This window comes from Coprococcus sp. AM100_B19A (assembly GCF_027662015.1).
In the GTDB taxonomy this organism is placed as follows: domain Bacteria; phylum Bacillota; class Clostridia; order Lachnospirales; family Lachnospiraceae; genus Allocoprococcus; species Allocoprococcus comes.
This window is the reverse complement of sequence record NZ_JAQDKN010000001.1, coordinates 1-19,526: the sequence shown is the minus strand read 5'-3', so window position 1 is coordinate 19,526 and position 19,526 is coordinate 1. Positions and strand designations below refer to the sequence as shown.

The following is a 19,526-nucleotide window of genomic DNA, read 5'->3' as shown; positions in this document are numbered from 1 at the left end:
CCCCTCAATCTAGTCTCCATGTGTCGATGATGAACCTGCTGCCGATGCATGCCCTGTGATCAGCTCATCACGGCTTGTCTCTCCATAATAATAGCGCATCAGGTCTCTTCCAATCTCTGACGGATATAAAGATTCATAACCATTTTTGATACGGATCGCAAATGCGACTTCCGGGTCGTCACTTGGCGCATAGCCAACAAACAGACCGTGATCCGGATGTGTAGTACTCTGCTGTGCCGTACCGGTTTTACCTGACATTGTAATATTTCCCAGCGAAGAATATGTACTGTTGCTGGTAACAACTGCCCGCATTCCCGACTGAACAGCATCCCATGTATTTCCGGAAACACCCTCTATCTGGTTCAGCACATCCGGTTCGTAAGTTTTTGTTACCTTACCATCCTTATTTTCCACATGATCCAGAAGGGAAAGATTATAAACAGTTCCTCTGTTTGCAATTGCTGTAACATATCTTGCAAGCTGAGTTGTCGTATAGTTATTAGTACCCTGACCGATTGCAGAACGTACAGAGTCCTGATCAGATACCTGAGGTGACGATTCCGGAATTTCGATTCCTGTTGTCTGGTTCAGTCCAAACATAGTCGCATATTTCAGAAGCGTCTCACATCCCTGGTCAGAAGAATATCCCGACTCGCTGCTCTTTGCATTACTGAGCATCTGGTTTGTAAGTCCCAGACGGTATCCAACTTCATAGAAGAACATATTGCAGGAATGCTGGATCGCACTCGTCACATTCAGACTTCCATGCGACCCCGGATAAATCCAGCATCGTGGACTCGGTGAAATTTTTTCATAGAGTCCGCCGCAGCTGATATACGTACTGGTATCAATGACATCTTCTGTCAGTCCGGCAACAGCAACCAGTGGTTTGTAAGTAGATCCCGGTGCCGTCTTCTCCTGCGTCGCATTATTATATAACGGTGCTGACTGATCATTTAAAAGCTTTGTATAATAGCCTGAATCCATGGTATTTGCAAGCCGGTTATTATCATATCCCGGGTAGGATACACAGGCAAGAAGCTGTCCGGTCTTCGTGTCAGTTACTACGACCGATCCGGTAGATGGTTCCAGTCCAAGCTGTCCCGGTGTAATTTCCAGATCTTCAATCTTGGAATACATGAAATCATAGGCGGTCATTGTACCATCCGCAAGCTTATTATAAACATCTGCATCATAATTCAGAATTCCCTGCTCATAAAGCATCATACCAATCTGGCTTCCTGTGATTTCTTCATTGCGTATCATATACTTGTAGATCAGTTTGTCAAATCCGGAATCCTTAGGAAGATTTGCACTGATATACGCCAGAATCCCCTGATATACTTCATTTTGATCCGAATACTCACTGTCACTGTTCATATAATCAGTCAGTTTTGATGTATCGATCCAGTTCTTGGAGATCGCATAATTCAGATAAGTATAGAGACTGATGCTCTCATCATTTTCCCACGCAATATATGTAGAATCATTGGTATCAATCGAATCTTTCTGAATGATTGCTGCATTCTGGGTAAGTACAGTACTGATAATATAACTGAGATATGCCTGCATATCCTCATCACAGTCTTTATATGCCGGCGCACCTGAATCACTCAGCTGTGCCATCACATCTGCAAGCACTGCCTCCTTTTTGGAGGAAAATGACGCATACACACTTTTCTCAGTCTCCCCGGCATCCGCAGCCTCAAAATGTCCCACATTCAGAATCTCATTGGAAATAAATGCATTGTAAACATCACCAATCGGTATCTTCACATCACTTCCCTCTTCTGCCTGTGTACGGTCATAGGTCAAAGACGTAGTCAGATTGGAAAGGATGATTCCGGCAAGCTTTTCTTCCAGGAGATCATAAGCTGCCTTTTGCAGATTGGCATCAATAGAAAGATAGACATCATTTCCTGCTTTTGCCTTTTTCCCCTGCTTAGACTCAATGACCTTTCCCACACTGTTAACATAAAGTTTGATTTCACCTTTTTCACCTTGAAGTGTTTTATCCAGTGTCTGCTCCAGCCCTGCTTTTCCAACCACATCCGTAAGAGAATACGAGTCCGACTCCTTTTCATCCAACGCATCATATTCATCTTGTGAAATCACGCCCGTATAACCAAGAATAGACGCAAAATATTTGCTGTCCGGGTAATAACGGATTGAATCCTCTTCAATATTAACTCCCTGAAGAGTATCCAGGTTCTCCATAATAGCAGCTGTTGTACTTTCACTGACATCACTTGCAATCGTTGTAGCCACATACTTCTGATAGCGATTCAGTCCCATGGAATACCGGATTGTTACCAACTTCAGGATTTCTTCTTTGGACAGTTTCTGTTCGTCCAGCCCATAACCGTAGGTCTCATCTGTACAGAGATAATGCATCAGATCTGCCGCACTGTATGCCTTCTGCTTGTTACTGAGCTTATCAATGGTTGCTTTTCCAAACACATCCGCAAGGAACCGCAGACGCTGCACCTCGCTTGTCATGGAATAAGCATATTCTCCATTATCATTGAGAATAATTTTGAAATCATTGACAATAGAATCTCCATTCGATTCAACAATACTGATCACTTTCTCAATTGTCGCATTGATGATTTTATTTTTCTCTTTGACCGTATCATAGTCACCGTTGTCTTCAATCGTGACGGAATATGCGAGCTTGTTATCTGCCAGAACCACTCCGTTCCGATCCAGGATACGACCTCTGGTTCCCTGTACCTCTTTTGTTTTCTGGATCTGAAGCTTATAGTCATCCAGATATGCCTGTCCGTTTACGATCTGTAAAGCAAACACACGCTGTATCAAAATTGTAGAAAGCACAATAAACACAAGCATCAGCACAAACACTCTAGATTTTACCAAGTCGATAAACCATCTTTTCAGACGATCCAATAAATCATACAAATCTGCTAGCACTCCTTTTTTCTTCTTCTTCAAGTCTTCGGTTAATATGCAGAATGATCTGATACAGAACAAGTGTAACCAGAATCGTGTAAACCAGTTCCGGCATGATCACATGTCTCAGATAATTCAAAAAATGGAAATCACTTTTTAACATGAATAAAAGGACATAAATCACCATACCATATAGAAACTCACTGCCGGCAATAAGTGCCAACGGGAGTTTAATGTCTTCGTCATAAAATACTCTCTGGAAAAATCCGTTGCCATATCCGATCAGCATATAGATCAGCGCATAAAATCCAAGCAGATTTCCACCTAGTATATCTTTTAAAAGTCCACAGAAAAAGCCGATGATCATCCCTTCTTTTTGTCCCCTCATAAATCCAAATGAGGACGTCACGATAATCAGGAGATTCGGAATAATCGAGGCAAACGCCAGCTTTTGAAACACCGTTGTCTCCAGAAGAAAACAGACAGTGATCAACACAGCACAGATCAGGATCCTTTTAATCTTTTTCATGTCTATTCGCCTCCGTTATCGCTTCCACTTTCACCTTTTCCATCGATCAGATCCTGCTTTGTTGTTGTAATAACAAGAACTTCCTGTAATTCCTTAAAATCCGTAGCAGGAATGATATATCCGGATCTTGTCAGGTTATTGGAATCTACATTTACCTCTGAAATATATCCAACCAGAAGTCCCTGCAAATATTTGCTGCTGATATTCGATGTTACAACCTGTTCTCCGACCGCCACTTCATTTTCATTATTGGCAAGCTGTTCAAATTTTAAAAGTCCGTCCTGCACCGTCTGCAGATCTCCGCTTACAATACATTTGTCAAAGGTTGTCAGGATCATGGCACTTACATTTTTATCATCGATAATCGAACTTACTGTTGCCCAGTTCGGTCCGACTTCTGTGACGATCCCAACCAGTCCGGTTCCAGATAGGACATTCATATCTTCCCTGATCCCATCATTGCTTCCCTTATCAATCGTAAATTTCGAAAACCAGTTGCTATTCTCGCTGGCGATTACATTCGCAGCAACTTTCGGATAATCCGCTGTATTCTGATCCATCTTATATAGTTCTTTATATCTTTCCAGCGTTGCTGAATTCTGCTGCAACCGGTTATTCTCAGTCGTCATCTCTTCCAGGCGGGATTTCAGTTCTTTGTTTTCTTTTTTTATTTCCTGAAGTGTTGCAAAATTCTCTGAAACATCGCCGATCCACATCCCAACACGGTTGATTCCTTTCTGCATCGGCACGATCGTGTAACCTGCTGCCCAGGAAAGCGGTCCTTTCCCGGACTCTGCAAATCCGGAAAGTCCCATCAATACAATACATATGATAGCAAGGATCAGCAACCAGTATTTATTTGATGTTGAAAATTGATTCTTTCTTTTCATCTATCTTATCCACCTATAATTTTCATCCAACATTGAGTACGAAAGTTTTTTAAGTTCTTTTGAATTGATCATCCGTCGCAGCCCTTCTACTGCACACAGATCCGGCTTAGCAGCCACATGCACCGGATATCCAGTCACAGCTTCTATGTACCGGTCAAGCCCCGGTAGCCTGGAAACACCACCCGTCAGACAGATTCCATTCTTTCTGATTGAACGGGCTACCTCCGGTGGGGTCCGTTCAATCAACTGACCAATCTGCGAAGTACAGGTTTCCAGAGATTCTTTCATCGCAGCCCGTACCGCACTGCTTGGGATTTCCTGGTATCTTGGTACACCAACAACCAGATTACGTCCGGCAACCACCATGGAAGCTTTTCCGTTTCCGCCAAGCACTCCAAAACGTTTTCTGAGAGCCTCGGCTGTCTGTCTTCCGATCAGAAAATCATAATTCCGGCGGACCATATTCTGAACTGTCACATCAAATGTCATACCACCAATCTTAAGCATTTTATTAAGTACCATGCCACCTGAACCTACTACAGATAATTCGGTTGTAGCCGCACCAAAATCAACGATCAGCATCCCTTTTGTCTTCCGGACATCAATTCCCATTCCGATACACTGCGCAACACCGCGTTCTACAATACTCACTTCTTTTGCTTTCGCCGTTGAATGAACAACCAGATCAAAAAACGCCCGTTTTTCAACTTCTGTGACATCCGTAGGTACTGCGATCAGATATTCTGATCCTCTTGTAAAACGGCGCTCTTTCTTCAGCAGATTCTGAAGAAGATACTGCATATCCGTAAATCTGCTGATTACACCTTCTTTCATCGGAAACACCACTTCAATATTTCCCGGTGTTCTCTCGAACATCGCATATGCTTCATCGCCGACAGCCAAGATCTCTTTTCCGTCCACAATAGCAATTACATTCTTCTCTTTCCACGTACTGTCCTGCTTTTTATCATACACCTTGATCTCATAAGTCCCGAGATCAAGACCGTAAATATTTCGCGCCATAATCTAAAGTTCCTTTCCATACTACTTTTCCTTAAGCAGCTTCTGCTCTGCGAGTGATACATAGCAGTTATCACCAATAATGATATGATCCAGAAGTTCAATTCCAAGAAGGCTTCCGCCCTCCCGGATGCGCTGTGTCACAAGAATATCTTCCCTGCTCGGCATCGGATCACCACTTGGATGATTGTGCAACAGTATAATATAGACTGCGTTCTTTTGCAATGCCTCTATAAAAAGCTCTCTCGGGGAAATTACGGACATATTTACTGTCCCTCTCGAAATTTCGCTTTCTCCGATCAGTCTGGAACGCGTATTCAGCATCAGCAGTTTCAAATGCTCCTGCCTGTAATAGCGCATATCTTCCATATAATATGCTGCAATTGTATCCGGTCTTGAAAAATCCAGATCTTCTCTGGCTGAAAGCTGGGACATTCTCTTGGAAAGCTCACAAAGGCATAAGATCTGAATAGCCTTTACTCTTCCGATTCCACTGATTTTCAGCAGTTCTTCTTTTGTCCAGCTTTGAAGATGGGCTTTGGCTTGTGGCTGTGTACCTTCTCCGGGATAAAAAAGCTTCCTGGCAAGATCCAGTGCACTCTCTCCCTTTGTTCCAGTCCTTAACAAAACAGCGAGCAATTCAATATCTGTTAAACTGCCCGCCCCAAAGCGTTCACATTTTTCATATGGCCGCTCTTCTGATAACATTTCTCGAATGGTATTTTTTTGATTCATCCTTTTGCAGGATTTGTTGATTCACACCAGACACTCCACCCTTGTATATGGGATGCTTTATACATCCTATAAGAAACGATAAATGAATATGGAGATAATCACTCCAATAATGCTTGCGATCGTGATCTTAATCGTAAGACCAAACGTAATAACGACAAGTCCGAGGTTCAAAACAATCGGTGTCTCTACCCCGAAAGTCTGTCCATAAGAAAGCCAGCTAAGTGCTGGAACCCCTTCTGCAAGCACACCGATAAAGCCACCCAGAACAATCCCTGCCAGAATCAGCAAAAATAAAGCCCAGGCATTCTTACTTCCGGCTCCTCTCATCTGTACTCCTCCTCTTTTGAATCACAAACTGGTATCATTTTAGCATATTTTAAAAAACGTGTATAGACTTTTTAAATATTATTTTTTTCTTAACACAGCTGTTTTCTATAAAAACGGTGCATATTTTTGTCGAATTTTTTCTGCGATTTTAATACCGTCTGCTGCCGCCGACGTAATCCCGCCAGCATATCCTGCGCCCTCTCCGCAAGGATAAAGTCCTCCAATCACGCTTTCCAGCGAATTACTATCTCTTACGATCCGTACCGGCGAAGAGGTTCTGCTCTCCACTCCGGAAAGAATGGAAAGAGGATGCGAAAATCCTCGAATTTTCTTGTTAAAATCTTCCATCCCATCCACCAGCGCGCTACTGATCTTTGCCGGAAAAATCCCCGCCAGGTCTGTTTCTTCATACGCACCCTTCATACATGGCTCATGTCCCTGATACCAGACTTCTGCTTCGGTTTTTCCCTTTTCTTTTCCGGTCACACTCCGGTAAAAATCCCCGTATCTCTGTACCGGAATTTTTCCTTTTCCTGCTTTGTAAGCTGCCTTTTCCAGTTTTCTCTGGAATGCAATTCCGGCAAGCGGATGGTCGCTTTCAAAATCCTCCGGTGTAACCGTCACAACGATTGCGCTGTTGGCATTGTGGCTGTCGCGGGCATGATAGCTCATTCCGTTGACCGCAAGATATCCCTCCTCCGAAGACGCATTAACCACATAGCCTCCCGGACACATACAGAACGAATATACACCTCTTCCATCCGGCAGTTTTGCAGTCAGCTTATAGGCTGCTGCCGGAAGAGATGCCTTTGCATCCCCATACTGGGAATGATTGATCAACTCCTGCGGGTGTTCTGCACGTACACCAACCGCAAAGGATTTTGCCTCCATCGGAACCTTTTTCTCGAAGAGCATCGCAAAGGTCTCCCGCGCACTGTGTCCCGGTGCCAGAACCAGCGTCTCCGTCTGTATTTCTTCTTTTTCTTTTTTCAGAAGATCTTCATATATGATCCCTCTGATCCGCCTTGTATTTTCTGTAAAAAGGACCTCTGCCATCTGTGTATGGAAATGGATTTCACCACCCCACACAAGGATTTTCTCCCGCATATTTCTGATCACAGTCCGTAGAATATCCGTTCCAATGTGTGGTTTATTCACATAAAGAATGTCTTTTGGTGCTCCGTTTTCCACGAAAATCTCCAGCACCTTACGATTGCGCCCCACCGGATCCTTGATCAGTGTATTTAGTTTTCCGTCTGAAAACGTCCCTGCTCCGCCTTCTCCAAACTGCACATTAGAATCCGGTTTCAGCACCCCCGTCTTCCAGAACTCCTCAACATCTTTCTGTCGCTCTTCTACCGGTGCCCCCTGTTCCAGAAGAACCGGCTGATACCCATATTCTGCAAGAAAATACGCACAGAAAAGTCCGGCAGGACCGCATCCGACAACCACCGGACGGAACTTCAATTTTTCGTTGCCTCCTGCCGGAAAAATATATGGCATTGCCTCATGGAGCTGCACATTGCCCGCACGCTTTTTTCTGGTAAGCATCTTCAAAAGCTGTTTTTCATTGTCCGCTTTTACATCCACAGTATAGACATAGAACAGCTCCGGCTTCTTTCTGGCATCCAGAGACTGCTTGATAATCTCATAGCTCTGTACCGCTTCTGTCCTGCACATCAGTGTGTGCACAATCTTTTTCTTCAAATCCTCTTCCGTATGCGTAACCGGAAGCTTCAGCTGACTGATTCTAAGCATTTGCCGCTCCTTTCCCTGCCAGATAACCACTGGTCCATGCCCACTGCAGATTGTAACCTCCGCAGATTCCATCTACATCCAGAATTTCTCCTGCAAAATAAAGTCCTTTTACAAGCTTCGACTCCATCGTGTCCGGATCAATCTCGCTTGTATCTACACCACCCGCACAGATCTGCGCCTGTTCAAACGGATTTGTCTTATCAATATAAGTCCGGAAATGCTTACAGATCCGGCAAAGTCTTTCCAGATTCTCTTCACCAAGGTCATGCACCGGCATTGTTCCTGAAATTCCAATTCTCTTAAGCAGCGCACTGGCAAGCTTTTTGTGGAATAGCCCATTAAAATACTGTTCCATCACAAGACCATCCAGCCTTATCTTCCGTTCCTTTAACATCTGCAAAAATTCTACATCTCCAAAATCCGGCATAAAATCCAGTTCTGCAAAAACTTCTTTCTTTTCATACAGACCTCTCGCCGCATAACGGCTGATCTGAAAAACCGGGATCCCGGAAATACCATAATCCGTAAGCTGCAGCTCGCCGATATCAGAAGCCGTTTCTGTCCCATCGATAAAAACCGTTACTTTTCCATGAGTACGCACGCCTGCGACTTGCCGGTACAGCTTTTCCCTGCACCGGAGCTGTACCAGAGCCGGGACAACCGGAACCAGCTTATGTCCCAGCATTTTTGCCAGGTCATATCCACTTCCGTCACTCCCTAGCTTTGCAGCTGCCTTTGATCCGGCCGCAAGGATCACAGCCTCACCGGAAATCATTCCTTTTTTCCCATCTTTTGAAAAACTGATCTGAAAACCATTTTTCTTTGGTATGATCCCAAATACGCGAACTCCGGTATGAATCCGGATCTTTGCCAGTTTCAGCGCAGACTCCAGCGCTTCCCTCACTGCCGAGGCTTGCTCGGACCAGGGATACAGATAGCCATTTTTATCCTTCGGATAAATTCCAAGATTTTTAAAAAAAGACGTTGTCTCAGGCTCAGAAAATTTTCCGATTGATTTCCATGCAAATCCGCTATTGTCGCTTCGATAGCAGGATGGATCCTGAAAACGATTGGTAAAGTTACATCTGCCATTACCCGTCGACAGTATTTTTCTGCCAATTATTTCATTCTGTTCCAGAAGCAGTACATCTGCGCCGTTCTGCGCCGCCGTAAGTGCAGCCATACTGCCAGCTGCTCCGCCGCCGATGATGATGACTCTTTTTTTCATTCTATAATTCCTTTACAATTCCTTTTTCATATAACTTCTGAAGAGACATTAAAATACCAAGTTTTGCATGCGCCCAGGTGAGACCTCCCTGAAAATATACTGCATACGGTTCTTTGATCGGTCCATCTGCACTCAGTTCGATGGACGATCCCTGTACAAATGCCCCTGCCGCCATAATCACATCACTGTCATATCCCGGCATTGCCCACGGTTCCGGTGTTACATAACTGTCAACCGGTGCTGCCGCCTGGATTCCCTGACAGAATGCGATTACACCTTCCGCACTTCCAAGTGTTACCGCCTGAATGATATCATGGCGTTCCTCTTTTCCGTCCGGTACAACTGCATAACCAAGCTTTTCATATACATTCGCCGCAAAAATAGCACCTTTTAATGCACCTGCAACAACAGTCGGTGCAAGGAAAAGTCCCTGATAAAACGACTGCATCACACCAAGTGAAGCACCCACTTCTTTTCCAAGTCCAGGAGAAGTAAGGCGGTAAGCACACTGCTCGATCAGATCCTTTCTTCCAGCCACATAGCCACCGATCGGGGCAAGTCCGCCGCCCGGATTCTTGATCAGGGAACCGACAACCAGATCCGCACCCACATCACTTGGCTCCTTTTCTTCTACGAATTCACCATAGCAGTTATCCACCATACAGATGACTTCCGGTTTGATCTTCTTGACAAATGCAATTGCTTCCCCAATTTGATCCACAGAAAAACTCGGTCTTGTCTGATATCCTTTGGAACGCTGAATCGTGATCAGCTTTGTTTTCTCGCCAATCGCTTTTTCAATCGAATCAAAGTCAAAGCTTCCGTCCGGCAGCAGGTCCACCTGGTTATAGATTACTCCATATTCTGCAAGGGAACCTGTGGATGGGCGGATTCCAATGACCTCTTCCAGTGTGTCATAAGGCTTTCCTGCGATGGAAAGCAGTTCATCACCAGGTCTTAAATTTGCAGAAAGTGTTAAAGCAAGTGCATGGGTTCCACAGGTAATCTGTGGTCTTACCAGCGCATCTTCGGTATGAAAGACATTTGCATACACCTTTTCCAGCGTATCTCTTCCGAAATCATTGTATCCATAGCCAGATGCATAGTTAAAGCATTCTGCATTCACCCTTGCTTCCTGCATGGCATGAATGACCTTCAGCTGATTCAACTCTGCCATCTTATCGATCTTATCAAAACGTTCTTTCAGTGATTTTTCAATTTTTTCTCCAAAGTCATGAACTTCCGGTGAAATTCCGGTCTGTTCATATAATTTCTGTATTTTCTGACTGATATCCATTAGTCTGTAATCTCCTTTTCTTTCAGTATCGCAAGCATTGCCTGCAAAATCTTCTCTTCATCGTATCCGAATTCCTCTTTCTGGATCCAGTTCACATCCCGCTCTCTGCGGAACCAGGTCAACTGACGTTTTGCAAAATGACGGGTATCCCTTTTCAGGATCGTTACCGCTTCTTCAAGTGAATTCTTTCCATCCAGATAATCCAGAATTTCCTTATATCCAAGTCCCTGCATTGAAACCATTTCCCTTGTGCATCCTCTGGTCTTTAAAGCAGTCACCTCATCTACAAGCCCCTGCTCCACCATCAGATCCACACGTCGATCAATCCGCTCATACAAACGGCTACGCACATCATTCAGAACAAAATACGCAAACTGATACGGGGAATCCTTCTCCCGTTCTGCTTCATTATGTTCGGAAATCTTTGTTCCTGTCTCATGATAATATTCCAGAGCACGAATCACCCGTTTTACATTATTTGCATGAATTGCATCTGCCGACTTTGGATCCGCTTCCCGCAGCCTGTCATGGAGTGCCTGCGCACCATGCTCCTTTGCATACGTTTCCAGCTTCTTTCGATAGGCAGTGTTTTCTTCTCCCTTTTCAAAATCAATGTCATACAAAAGCGCCTGGATATAAAATCCCGTGCCACCTACAACAATCGGAATACGTCCTCTCTTATAGATCTCTACCATTGCATCTTTTGCCATCTTCTGAAAAACAGCTACATTAAATTCCTCTTCCGGATTAAGCACATCGATCAGATAATGTTTCACACCTTTCATCTCTTCTGGCAAAATCTTCGCGGAACCAATATCCATGTGCCGGTATACCTGCATCGAATCCGCCGAAATGATCTCTCCTCCAATTGCTTTTGCAAGGCCAATCGACGCAGCCGTCTTTCCGACAGCAGTTGGGCCTGTCAATATGATCAGTGGCTTTTTCTTCTCTGTCATCTGTGTCATGTTCTTCTCCTACACAATACGCTTAAATTTCTTTTCCAGTTCCCGCTTTGTCATCGCAATGATCGTTGGTCTGCCATGCGGACAATGATATGGATTATCCAGGGACAACAGTTCATTGATCAGTTCATCCATTTCTGCATAGGACAGCTTCATATTTCCTTTGACAGCCGCCTTGCAGGACATGGATGCAATCTTCTCGTCAATCAGCTCTGGTTCCAGACTGGTCGATAACCCATCCGACAGGGAATCCAACATTTCAAGAAGCAGTTCCTTTTTGGCGATTCCAAACAGATTATCCGGAATTGCGCGAACTGCGTACTCGTCACCACCAAATGGCTCAATTTCAAACCCGATTGCCGTAAAGCGGTCTTTAAATGTCTCCAACACATCAATCTCCTGCATAGAAAGGCTCAGGATGATCGGTGGGCTCAAGTATTGTGAAGTATACTCTCTCTTCTTCATTCCTGCAAGGGCCCTTTCATAAAGGACTCTTTCATGTGCGGCATGCTGGTCTATAATATAGAGGCTGTCACGATACTGGATCAGCCAGTAGGTTTCAAAGACCTGTCCGATGATCCGGTATTCCTGTCTTGCCTCTTTCTTTAAAATCTGCTCTTCAAACAAATCTAACTGTTTTACTTTTTTTGCTTTCAAATCCTTCAAAAACAGATTTGACTCTGTTTTTTCTGGATCACGCTCTGTTTTTTCTTTACTTTTATCAGAATACGCTCTGTTTTCTGCTCCTTTATTCTGGATATCTACAGCCGGATTTTCATCTAATGCAGCCATCTTTGTCTCTTTAGCACCGATATTCTTCTCTTGCTCTTCTTTTGCTTCTGCAAGATGACTGGCATAAACCCGCTCCCTCATCTTCTGCATAAAATAATCCAGCTTTTCGTCACCGGTTGAGACTGTCTTTTCTGTACTTATCTGTGTCTGAAGTTCTGCTGACGGCATCTCTGACTGCGACCAGGATTCCGCTCGCTCTGCCCCCTCCTGAACGGAACTCTTTCGCATCTTGGGTGAAGTGCCATCTGCCCGATATGGATTCCCCGCATCTCTTATAACAGTTTTCTTTTCCTGTCTTTTTTCAGACATTCCCGGTACTTTGATCTCAGACATTTCCACTTCCGGAATCAACTCCGGCTCATGCAGTCCCTTACTGATCGCCTCATAAAGCAGATTGTAAATCCCCTGTTGGTTACTGAACCTAAGTTCCATCTTGGATGGATGCACATTTACATCAATTTTTTCCGGATTGATCTCAATCTGGAATGCAACAAACGGATAACGATGCTGCATCGTAAAATCTTTGTATCCATCTTCAATCGCTTTTGCAAGAATACTGTTCCTTACATAACGCCCGTTGACAAAATAATTTTCAAAATTTCGATTTCCACGGTTAATCACTGGCTTTCCCAGATATCCGGACAGCCTTACACCATCTTTTTCAAATTCCAGTGGGATCAGATTGTTCGCAATTTCCCGTCCGTAAATGTGGTAAATGACATCTTTCATCTTCCCGTTTCCGGAAGTATGCAGCTTTACCTGTCCATTGTTGATAAACCGGAAGGAAATATCCGGATGCGAAAGAGCAAGTCTGGTCAGCAGATCACTGATATGGCTTGCCTCTGTCATCGGCGTCTTCAGGAATTTGCGCCTGGCAGGTGTATTGAAAAATAGCTGACGCACCAGAAAGGTCGTCCCATCCGGCGCTCCGGTCTCCTCCGGCGTTCTTCCTTTTCCGCCTTCTATGATATATTTTGTCCCAAATACGTCTTCTCTTGTCTTTGTGATCAGTTCCACTCTTGCAACTGCCGAAATACTCGACAACGCTTCTCCGCGGAACCCAAGAGAAGACAAATTTGTCAGATCCTCTGCACTGCGGATTTTGCTGGTCGAATGGCGCAGAAATGCATTTTCCACGTCCTGTTTCGCGATCCCACAACCATTATCCGTAATTCGTATCAGAGAAATCCCGCCCTCTTCAATCTCCACAGTCACCGCTGTAGATCCTGCGTCAATCGCATTTTCCACCAGCTCTTTCACAACAGAAGCCGGGCGTTCAATCACTTCCCCGGCTGCTATCTTATCAATTGTAATCTGATCCAGCAATTCTATATGCGGCATTCGATTCTTCTTTCCTTTCTCTTATGGATCAGCCTACCATCTGTTCCGCAGCTTATTCTGCAGCTGATACAGTTTGTTCATGGCATCCATTGGCGTCATATGGCTGATATCCAGTTCCTTTAACTCATTTAACACATCATCATCTTTTACGGTATCAAACAGAGAAAACTGTGTCAGATCCACCTCATCCAGCTTCTTCTGCGTTTTTTTCTTCGTCTCACTTCCCTGTACCGCAATATCCTTTACTTTTCCGGTAATATCCGCTGTCACCAGCTCTTCTACGATCTCTTTGGCGCGGTTAATGACAGGATCCGGCACTCCTGCAAGCTTTGCGACCTGGATACCATAACTCTTGTCTGCTCCACCCTTTACGATCTTACGCAGGAATACGATATCATCACCTTTTTCCTTGACCGCAATACAATAGTTGTTGACATTGCTAATCTTGCCTTCCAGCTCGGTAAGCTCATGATAGTGGGTTGCAAATAAGGTCTTTGCCCCAAGAAGCTTGCTGTTGCTGATATACTCGACAACCGCCCAAGCAATACTCAATCCATCAAAGGTACTGGTTCCTCTTCCAATCTCATCCAAGATCAGAAGGCTCTTGCTTGTCGCATTTCGCAGAATATTTGCCACTTCGTTCATTTCCACCATGAAGGTGCTCTGTCCGCTTGCCAGGTCATCTGACGCTCCCACACGGGTAAAAATGCGGTCCACAAGTCCAATATTTGCTGAAGACGCCGGCACAAAGGATCCCAGCTGTGCCATCAGTACGATCAGCGCAGCCTGACGCATATAGGTGGATTTTCCAGCCATGTTTGGTCCGGTAATGATGGAAATGCGCTGTTTTTTATCATCCAGATAAGTATCGTTGGCAATAAACATATCATTCGGGATCATCTTTTCCACCACCGGATGTCGCCCATCACGAATGTCGATCACGCCCTTTTCATTGATCTTTGGCCGTACATAATTGTTGCGCTCGGCAACCAGTGCAAGAGAAGCTATCACATCCAGCTTTGCAACTGCCTTTGCTGTTCTCTGTATCCTGGTTAACTCTGCTGCGATAGTATTTCTCACCTCACAGTAAAGCTCATATTCCAGTGCACAGAGTTTATCCTCTGCTCCCAGAATCGTATCTTCCAGCTCTTTCAGTTCTGGAATGATATAACGCTCCGCATTGGCAAGGGTCTGCTTTCTTGTATAATAATCCGGAACCAGATCTTTGAACGAATTGGTAACTTCCAGATAATAACCGAATACTTTATTATAACGGATCCGCAGGTTTTTAATCCCGGTCTTTTCCCGTTCCTTGGTCTCCAGATCAGCAAGCCAGTTCTTTCCTTCGGATTTTGCTTTTCGAAGACGATCCACTTCTTCATTATAACCGTCTTTGATGATTCCGCCTTCTTTCATGGCAAGCGGCGGTTCTTCCTGAATCGCCCGTCCGACCAGATCACAAAGTTCTTCCAGCGGATCCAGTTCTTCATAAATTTCTTTTAAAAGGTCACTCTCCATATCCTTTAATATGCATTTAACCGACGGGAGCATGGAAAGGGAACTCTGAAATGCAATCAGGTCTCTTGGATTTGCTGACTGATAGGTGATTTTCCCGACCAGACGCTCCAGATCGTACACCGGATTCAAATATTCCCGGATTTCTTCTCTGCAAATAGCATTGTCCTTCAATTCCGCAACTGCATCCAGCCTTTTGACAATGGATTTCTTGTCGATCAACGGCTGTTCTACATATTTCCGAAGGGTTCTCGCCCCCATTGCCGTCTTTGTCTTATCCAGTACCCACAGAAGGGATCCTCTTTTCTGCTTTTCACGCAAAGTCTCAACCAACTCCAGATTACGCCTTGTAGCACTGTCCAGAACCATATAATTACCCGTTGCATAACGTGTCAGACGGCTCATGTGAGACAGGGAATTCTTCTGCGTCTCTTCCAGATACTTTAAAAGCGCACCGGACGCGATCATCCCACATTCATAGTCCGAAAGTCCAATCCCTTCAAGAGAAGCCACCTTAAAATGTTCCTGCAAAGTTTCCCGGCAGAGTGCATCATCAAAATACCATGCTTCCAGTGAATAAATTGCCATATGCAAACGATTTTTCAGATCATCCAAATCCAGTCCACTCATGTAAAATGCTTCATTGCAGACAATCTCAGACGGCATAAATTTGTAAAGCTCATCCATCAGTTTTGTCTGGGAATCCAGTTCTGTCACCAAATATTCCCCGGTTGTAACATCCGCAACCGAAAGTCCGTACCGGTCTGCCATATAGACAATACACATAATGTAATTGTTCTTTGTTTCATCCAATCCCTGAGTATCCAGGTTGGTTCCAGGTGTTACTACACGGATAACTTCCCGTTTTACAATTCCTTTTGCAGTTTTCGGATCTTCTACCTGCTCACAGATTGCTACCTTATAGCCTTTTGATACCAGACGGTTCAGATAACTGTCAACTGCATGGTACGGGATTCCGCACATCGGCGCCCGTTCTTCCAGTCCGCAATTCTTTCCAGTCAGAGTAATTTCCAGCTCTTTTGATGCTGTGAGAGCATCGTCGAAGAACATTTCATAAAAATCTCCTAAGCGGTAAAAAAGGATACAATCCTTGTATTCCTCTTTTGTCTGCATATATTGCTTCATCATCGGTGTTAATTCATTACTCATATCAAAATCTCCTTATTTTATAAGGGTTTCAGCGTTTGTGGTATGCTAATTTGACCATCTTTTGACCAAATTTGTAAATCCTGATCAATTGTTGCATTTGAACGGAATGAATAATTATGCATATAATCTGTATATTTATTAAACTCGCTGTTAATAAATACGGAGTCCGGATGTGTATAATGTTTCATCATATCAATATCATTATGTCCGGAAATAAGCATTATAGACGCTGGATCCATATGAGATTCATAACACAATGTAATAAACGTATGGCGGAATAAATGAGGATGAATATTGGAAATATGATATTCCCTATTTTCTGTTAGTGCCTGTTGTTTTTCATGATTATTCATTATGGAAGTTATCCGTCGGCACTCTTTTTCTGCCTGTGTCGGCATAAAACAATTTCCCTCTTGTGTCGTAAAAATCAATTGAGGATAATCATTTAATAACAAATTTTTAATCCCCCACTTTTTTTGTACTTTCTTTTGTCAGCAAGCTGTTTTTCGTGCCAACTATATAACGCATCAACTGCAGCCTTGAATAGTGGGATTTTTCTTATACTTGCGGTTCTTTTTGGAGATGTAATTTGCTTGATGTAATAAGGTCTATCTAGTTTGTTCCCGTTGTCATCGTAATAAACAGGGACAATATTGATTGTTTTATACACATGGAGATAGTTGTTTTGAAAGTCAACATCTTTCCATTCCAATGCACACGCCTCTCCAATCCGCATTCCTGTAAAAAGAAGCAGTATATATAATTCGTAATATCGAGTATCTCTTGCTACATCAAAAAACCTTATGATTTCGTCATTTGTCATGCGTTTCAAATTCTGTCCTGCCATTTTGACCGGTTTGAAGTTTTTATTCGTTATTTCCGGATAAACAATCCCTCTGCATGGATTGAATAAAAGCATTTTTCCGATTACAGCTCTTTCAAGACAGCTGGATACGACAGAAACAGTAGAACGGATAGTGGATTTTTTATAGCCTTTGTTAGCTAGTTCAATAACCATATTTTGAACATGCGTGATTTGAATATCTGCTAATTTCATATAGCCTATATATTTTATACACCGATTATACGAATCGATATAATTTCGAATTGTTGTTTTTTTTATCCTATTTACGATATAGAGTTCCATCCATTTTTCAAACCACTGATTTAGAGTTATTTTGTGTGTGTCTATATCTAATCCGTATTTTGTTTTTTCTAATAATTTTTCCCTTTTCTTTTTAACTTCTTTTAAAGTATGACCATATAGGCATATCGGTTTCTTTCCTCCTCCAAGGGATATGCGTGTTTGATAACGCCCATCTTTTCGTTAGGTAAACCCTTTTCCTAATTCTTTGCCTGTTAGATCTTTTCCCATGACGATCACCTGTCTTTCCTTGACCCATGGACAGGTACTTCATCCGTTTAATAGTATCAAATTTTAATGAGCTTTTCAAGAAGCTCTTTTTGGGTACTATAGGATAAAATACTCAATGCCGCACTTGATGGTCAATCCATTTTTCTAATTTTTTTTTGTGAATTAAAGTTCTTTTTCCTATTCGCACCATCATTTTTTGCTCATAAGCTAAAGAACGCATTGTTTTTTCGGACACTCCTGTTAACTTGCAGGCTTCTTTTACTGATAAAAGAAGTTTTGGATCCTCTGTATTTTTCTTAGCATATTCCAATTAATAAACCTCCTTAGCTATGAGCAATATGAAATAATTTGTAAAAAATAGGAAAAGGCTGGTTCCCCAGCCTTTTTTCAAATAAACGAAATTATTTTACTCATGATCATATCGATTCCAAAATAAGTGGCAGTTCCTATAGCCGCAATGAATAAAATAAAAAAAGTATCGACGATAGTGTTCTTTAATGACGGATAGAAAAACACGGATGCTGTATCTTTTTTTTCTTTTTTCTTAAACATTTTTACACCGCCTTTGCTATATATTTTTTACTGCGTCGCTGACTAAGTACTTGATTTTTTGTATCAGTAATTACACTCACAGTAATGATTACTGATGTACCAAGAAACGACAGCCGGGATAATCCATAATGTGCACTGATAAAAATAGGAACCATAGCAATGATGGACATACAGATTGCTCCGATAAAGATCAGTGATTTCATCTGTCTTTTTAAATATGCAACTGTATTTTGCCCAGACCTTATTCCAGGGATAATTCCATCACTTTTCTGAATGCTGTGTGCTACTTCGCTCGCATTGAAAGTAATATTTGTATAAAAATATGAGTACATTATGATGAGTAGCAGATAAATAAATGCCCCAAAGCTGTAAATTGGGCTTTTTGGATCAAACCAGCAGGCTGTATTGATTAATTTGATAAAAATAATTCCATTTTTCAGAACTACTAACTATTTTTCTTCAGCCCATAAAATTAAATGATCAGAACACTCTGTTGGTTGCGACACTCTACATGTATTTTTTATAAATCCTTTAATAAAGATATGATCAATAGGTGATGCTGGAGTAGTCAATTTAGTATTAATTGGGGAAATCAATGCTCGTATGATTCTGTATAATTTCTGTGAATTAGTGACTTCTCACGCTGTGGTAAAAACATCTAAAAATACCAAACACGTCTATAAAATTAATTTCGCCACCGCAGTAAACATATGCAGGGCATATCTCAAACACGGCGGTGATGAAACAGAGACCATGCTTCTCATACAAAAGTATCTGACACCAGTCAAGTACAATCGAAAATATCCTATCCACCTCAGTCCAAAGAGAAATAGGGATTTCATGTATCGGGTTGCATAAATCTCGTTACCATTATACTGCGTTATGAGGCAGATATGCAATCTGTCTTTTTGTCATACACAAAAAATGATTTGAACTCATCATACACCTGCTTTCTACGCATTAGTGCACCTAAAAAATACAGCATTTCTTAACTGAACAGTATTTTCAATGCATGAACGCATATGATATACTGTTTTCATCATAAAAAACCTTATCTAAATGACATTGATTATCTAATTAACTACATTATTTTCTGTCTAAAATATCCATAAATTCGTCACCTGT

General features: G+C 42.7%; 16 protein-coding genes. All 16 read right to left on the bottom strand.

Features of this window, described 5'->3' with window-relative positions:
* Positions 1 to 9: 9 nt before the first annotated feature.
* Positions 10 to 2,850, bottom strand: a complete 2,841-nt coding sequence (locus PGQ33_RS00075; protein ID WP_442872443.1) for a penicillin-binding transpeptidase domain-containing protein — start codon at positions 2,848 to 2,850, stop codon at positions 10 to 12.
* Between the two features lie 61 nt (positions 2,851 to 2,911).
* Positions 2,912 to 3,439, bottom strand: a complete 528-nt coding sequence (mreD, locus tag PGQ33_RS00070) for a rod shape-determining protein MreD (protein ID WP_173826051.1) — start codon at positions 3,437 to 3,439, stop codon at positions 2,912 to 2,914.
* A 2-nt stretch (positions 3,440 to 3,441) separates the two neighbouring features.
* A complete protein-coding gene (gene mreC, locus PGQ33_RS00065) occupies positions 3,442 to 4,329 on the bottom strand; it encodes a rod shape-determining protein MreC (RefSeq protein ID WP_008370236.1) in 888 nt (295 codons plus the stop codon).
* On the bottom strand, positions 4,330 to 5,352 hold the full coding sequence (locus PGQ33_RS00060; RefSeq protein WP_270205001.1) for a rod shape-determining protein: 1,023 nt from the start codon (positions 5,350 to 5,352) through the stop codon (positions 4,330 to 4,332).
* Between the two features lie 21 nt (positions 5,353 to 5,373).
* Positions 5,374 to 6,084, bottom strand: a complete 711-nt coding sequence (radC, locus tag PGQ33_RS00055) for a RadC family protein (RefSeq protein ID WP_008370231.1) — start codon at positions 6,082 to 6,084, stop codon at positions 5,374 to 5,376.
* Positions 6,085 to 6,150: 66 nt separating this feature from the next.
* The gene (locus PGQ33_RS00050) at positions 6,151 to 6,411 is read right to left on the bottom strand and encodes a DUF4321 domain-containing protein (RefSeq protein WP_008370229.1); all 261 of its coding nucleotides are present in this window, start codon (positions 6,409 to 6,411) and stop codon (positions 6,151 to 6,153) included.
* Between the two features lie 105 nt (positions 6,412 to 6,516).
* Entirely contained in the window at positions 6,517 to 8,169 is a 1,653-nt protein-coding gene (locus PGQ33_RS00045; protein ID WP_270205000.1) for an NAD(P)/FAD-dependent oxidoreductase, read from the bottom strand.
* Positions 8,162 to 9,397 carry an aminoacetone oxidase family FAD-binding enzyme gene (locus PGQ33_RS00040; RefSeq protein WP_195502648.1) on the bottom strand — a complete coding sequence of 412 codons (1,236 nt, stop codon included), beginning with the start codon at positions 9,395 to 9,397 and terminating at the stop codon, positions 8,162 to 8,164. The genes PGQ33_RS00045 and PGQ33_RS00040 overlap by 8 nt, the downstream gene beginning before the upstream one ends.
* Position 9,398: 1 nt before the next feature.
* The gene (locus tag PGQ33_RS00035) at positions 9,399 to 10,694 is read right to left on the bottom strand and encodes a methionine gamma-lyase family protein (protein ID WP_008370218.1); all 1,296 of its coding nucleotides are present in this window, start codon (positions 10,692 to 10,694) and stop codon (positions 9,399 to 9,401) included.
* Complete coding sequence (gene miaA, locus PGQ33_RS00030) at positions 10,694 to 11,659, bottom strand: tRNA (adenosine(37)-N6)-dimethylallyltransferase MiaA (protein WP_172676610.1); 966 nt, start codon at positions 11,657 to 11,659, stop codon at positions 10,694 to 10,696. Before miaA ends, PGQ33_RS00035 begins: the two co-directional genes overlap by 1 nt.
* A gap of 9 nt (positions 11,660 to 11,668) precedes the next feature.
* Positions 11,669 to 13,789: a DNA mismatch repair endonuclease MutL gene (gene mutL / locus PGQ33_RS00025; RefSeq protein WP_270204999.1), complete on the bottom strand. Its 2,121-nt coding sequence runs from the start codon at positions 13,787 to 13,789 to the stop codon at positions 11,669 to 11,671.
* A 33-nt stretch (positions 13,790 to 13,822) separates the two neighbouring features.
* Entirely contained in the window at positions 13,823 to 16,474 is a 2,652-nt protein-coding gene (gene mutS / locus PGQ33_RS00020) for a DNA mismatch repair protein MutS (protein WP_330376882.1), read from the bottom strand.
* A 17-nt stretch (positions 16,475 to 16,491) separates the two neighbouring features.
* On the bottom strand, positions 16,492 to 16,929 hold the full coding sequence (locus tag PGQ33_RS00015) for a tyrosine-type recombinase/integrase (protein ID WP_147326329.1): 438 nt from the start codon (positions 16,927 to 16,929) through the stop codon (positions 16,492 to 16,494).
* On the bottom strand, positions 16,920 to 17,651 hold the full coding sequence (locus PGQ33_RS00010) for a tyrosine-type recombinase/integrase (RefSeq protein ID WP_270205168.1): 732 nt from the start codon (positions 17,649 to 17,651) through the stop codon (positions 16,920 to 16,922). The genes PGQ33_RS00015 and PGQ33_RS00010 overlap by 10 nt, the downstream gene beginning before the upstream one ends.
* A gap of 310 nt (positions 17,652 to 17,961) precedes the next feature.
* Positions 17,962 to 18,159, bottom strand: coding sequence for a helix-turn-helix domain-containing protein (locus PGQ33_RS00005; RefSeq protein ID WP_117558317.1), 198 nt, complete (start codon positions 18,157 to 18,159; stop codon positions 17,962 to 17,964).
* Between the two features lie 244 nt (positions 18,160 to 18,403).
* The gene (locus PGQ33_RS17105; protein ID WP_416387083.1) at positions 18,404 to 18,775 is read right to left on the bottom strand and encodes a hypothetical protein; all 372 of its coding nucleotides are present in this window, start codon (positions 18,773 to 18,775) and stop codon (positions 18,404 to 18,406) included.
* Between the last annotated feature and the right edge of the window lie 751 nt (positions 18,776 to 19,526).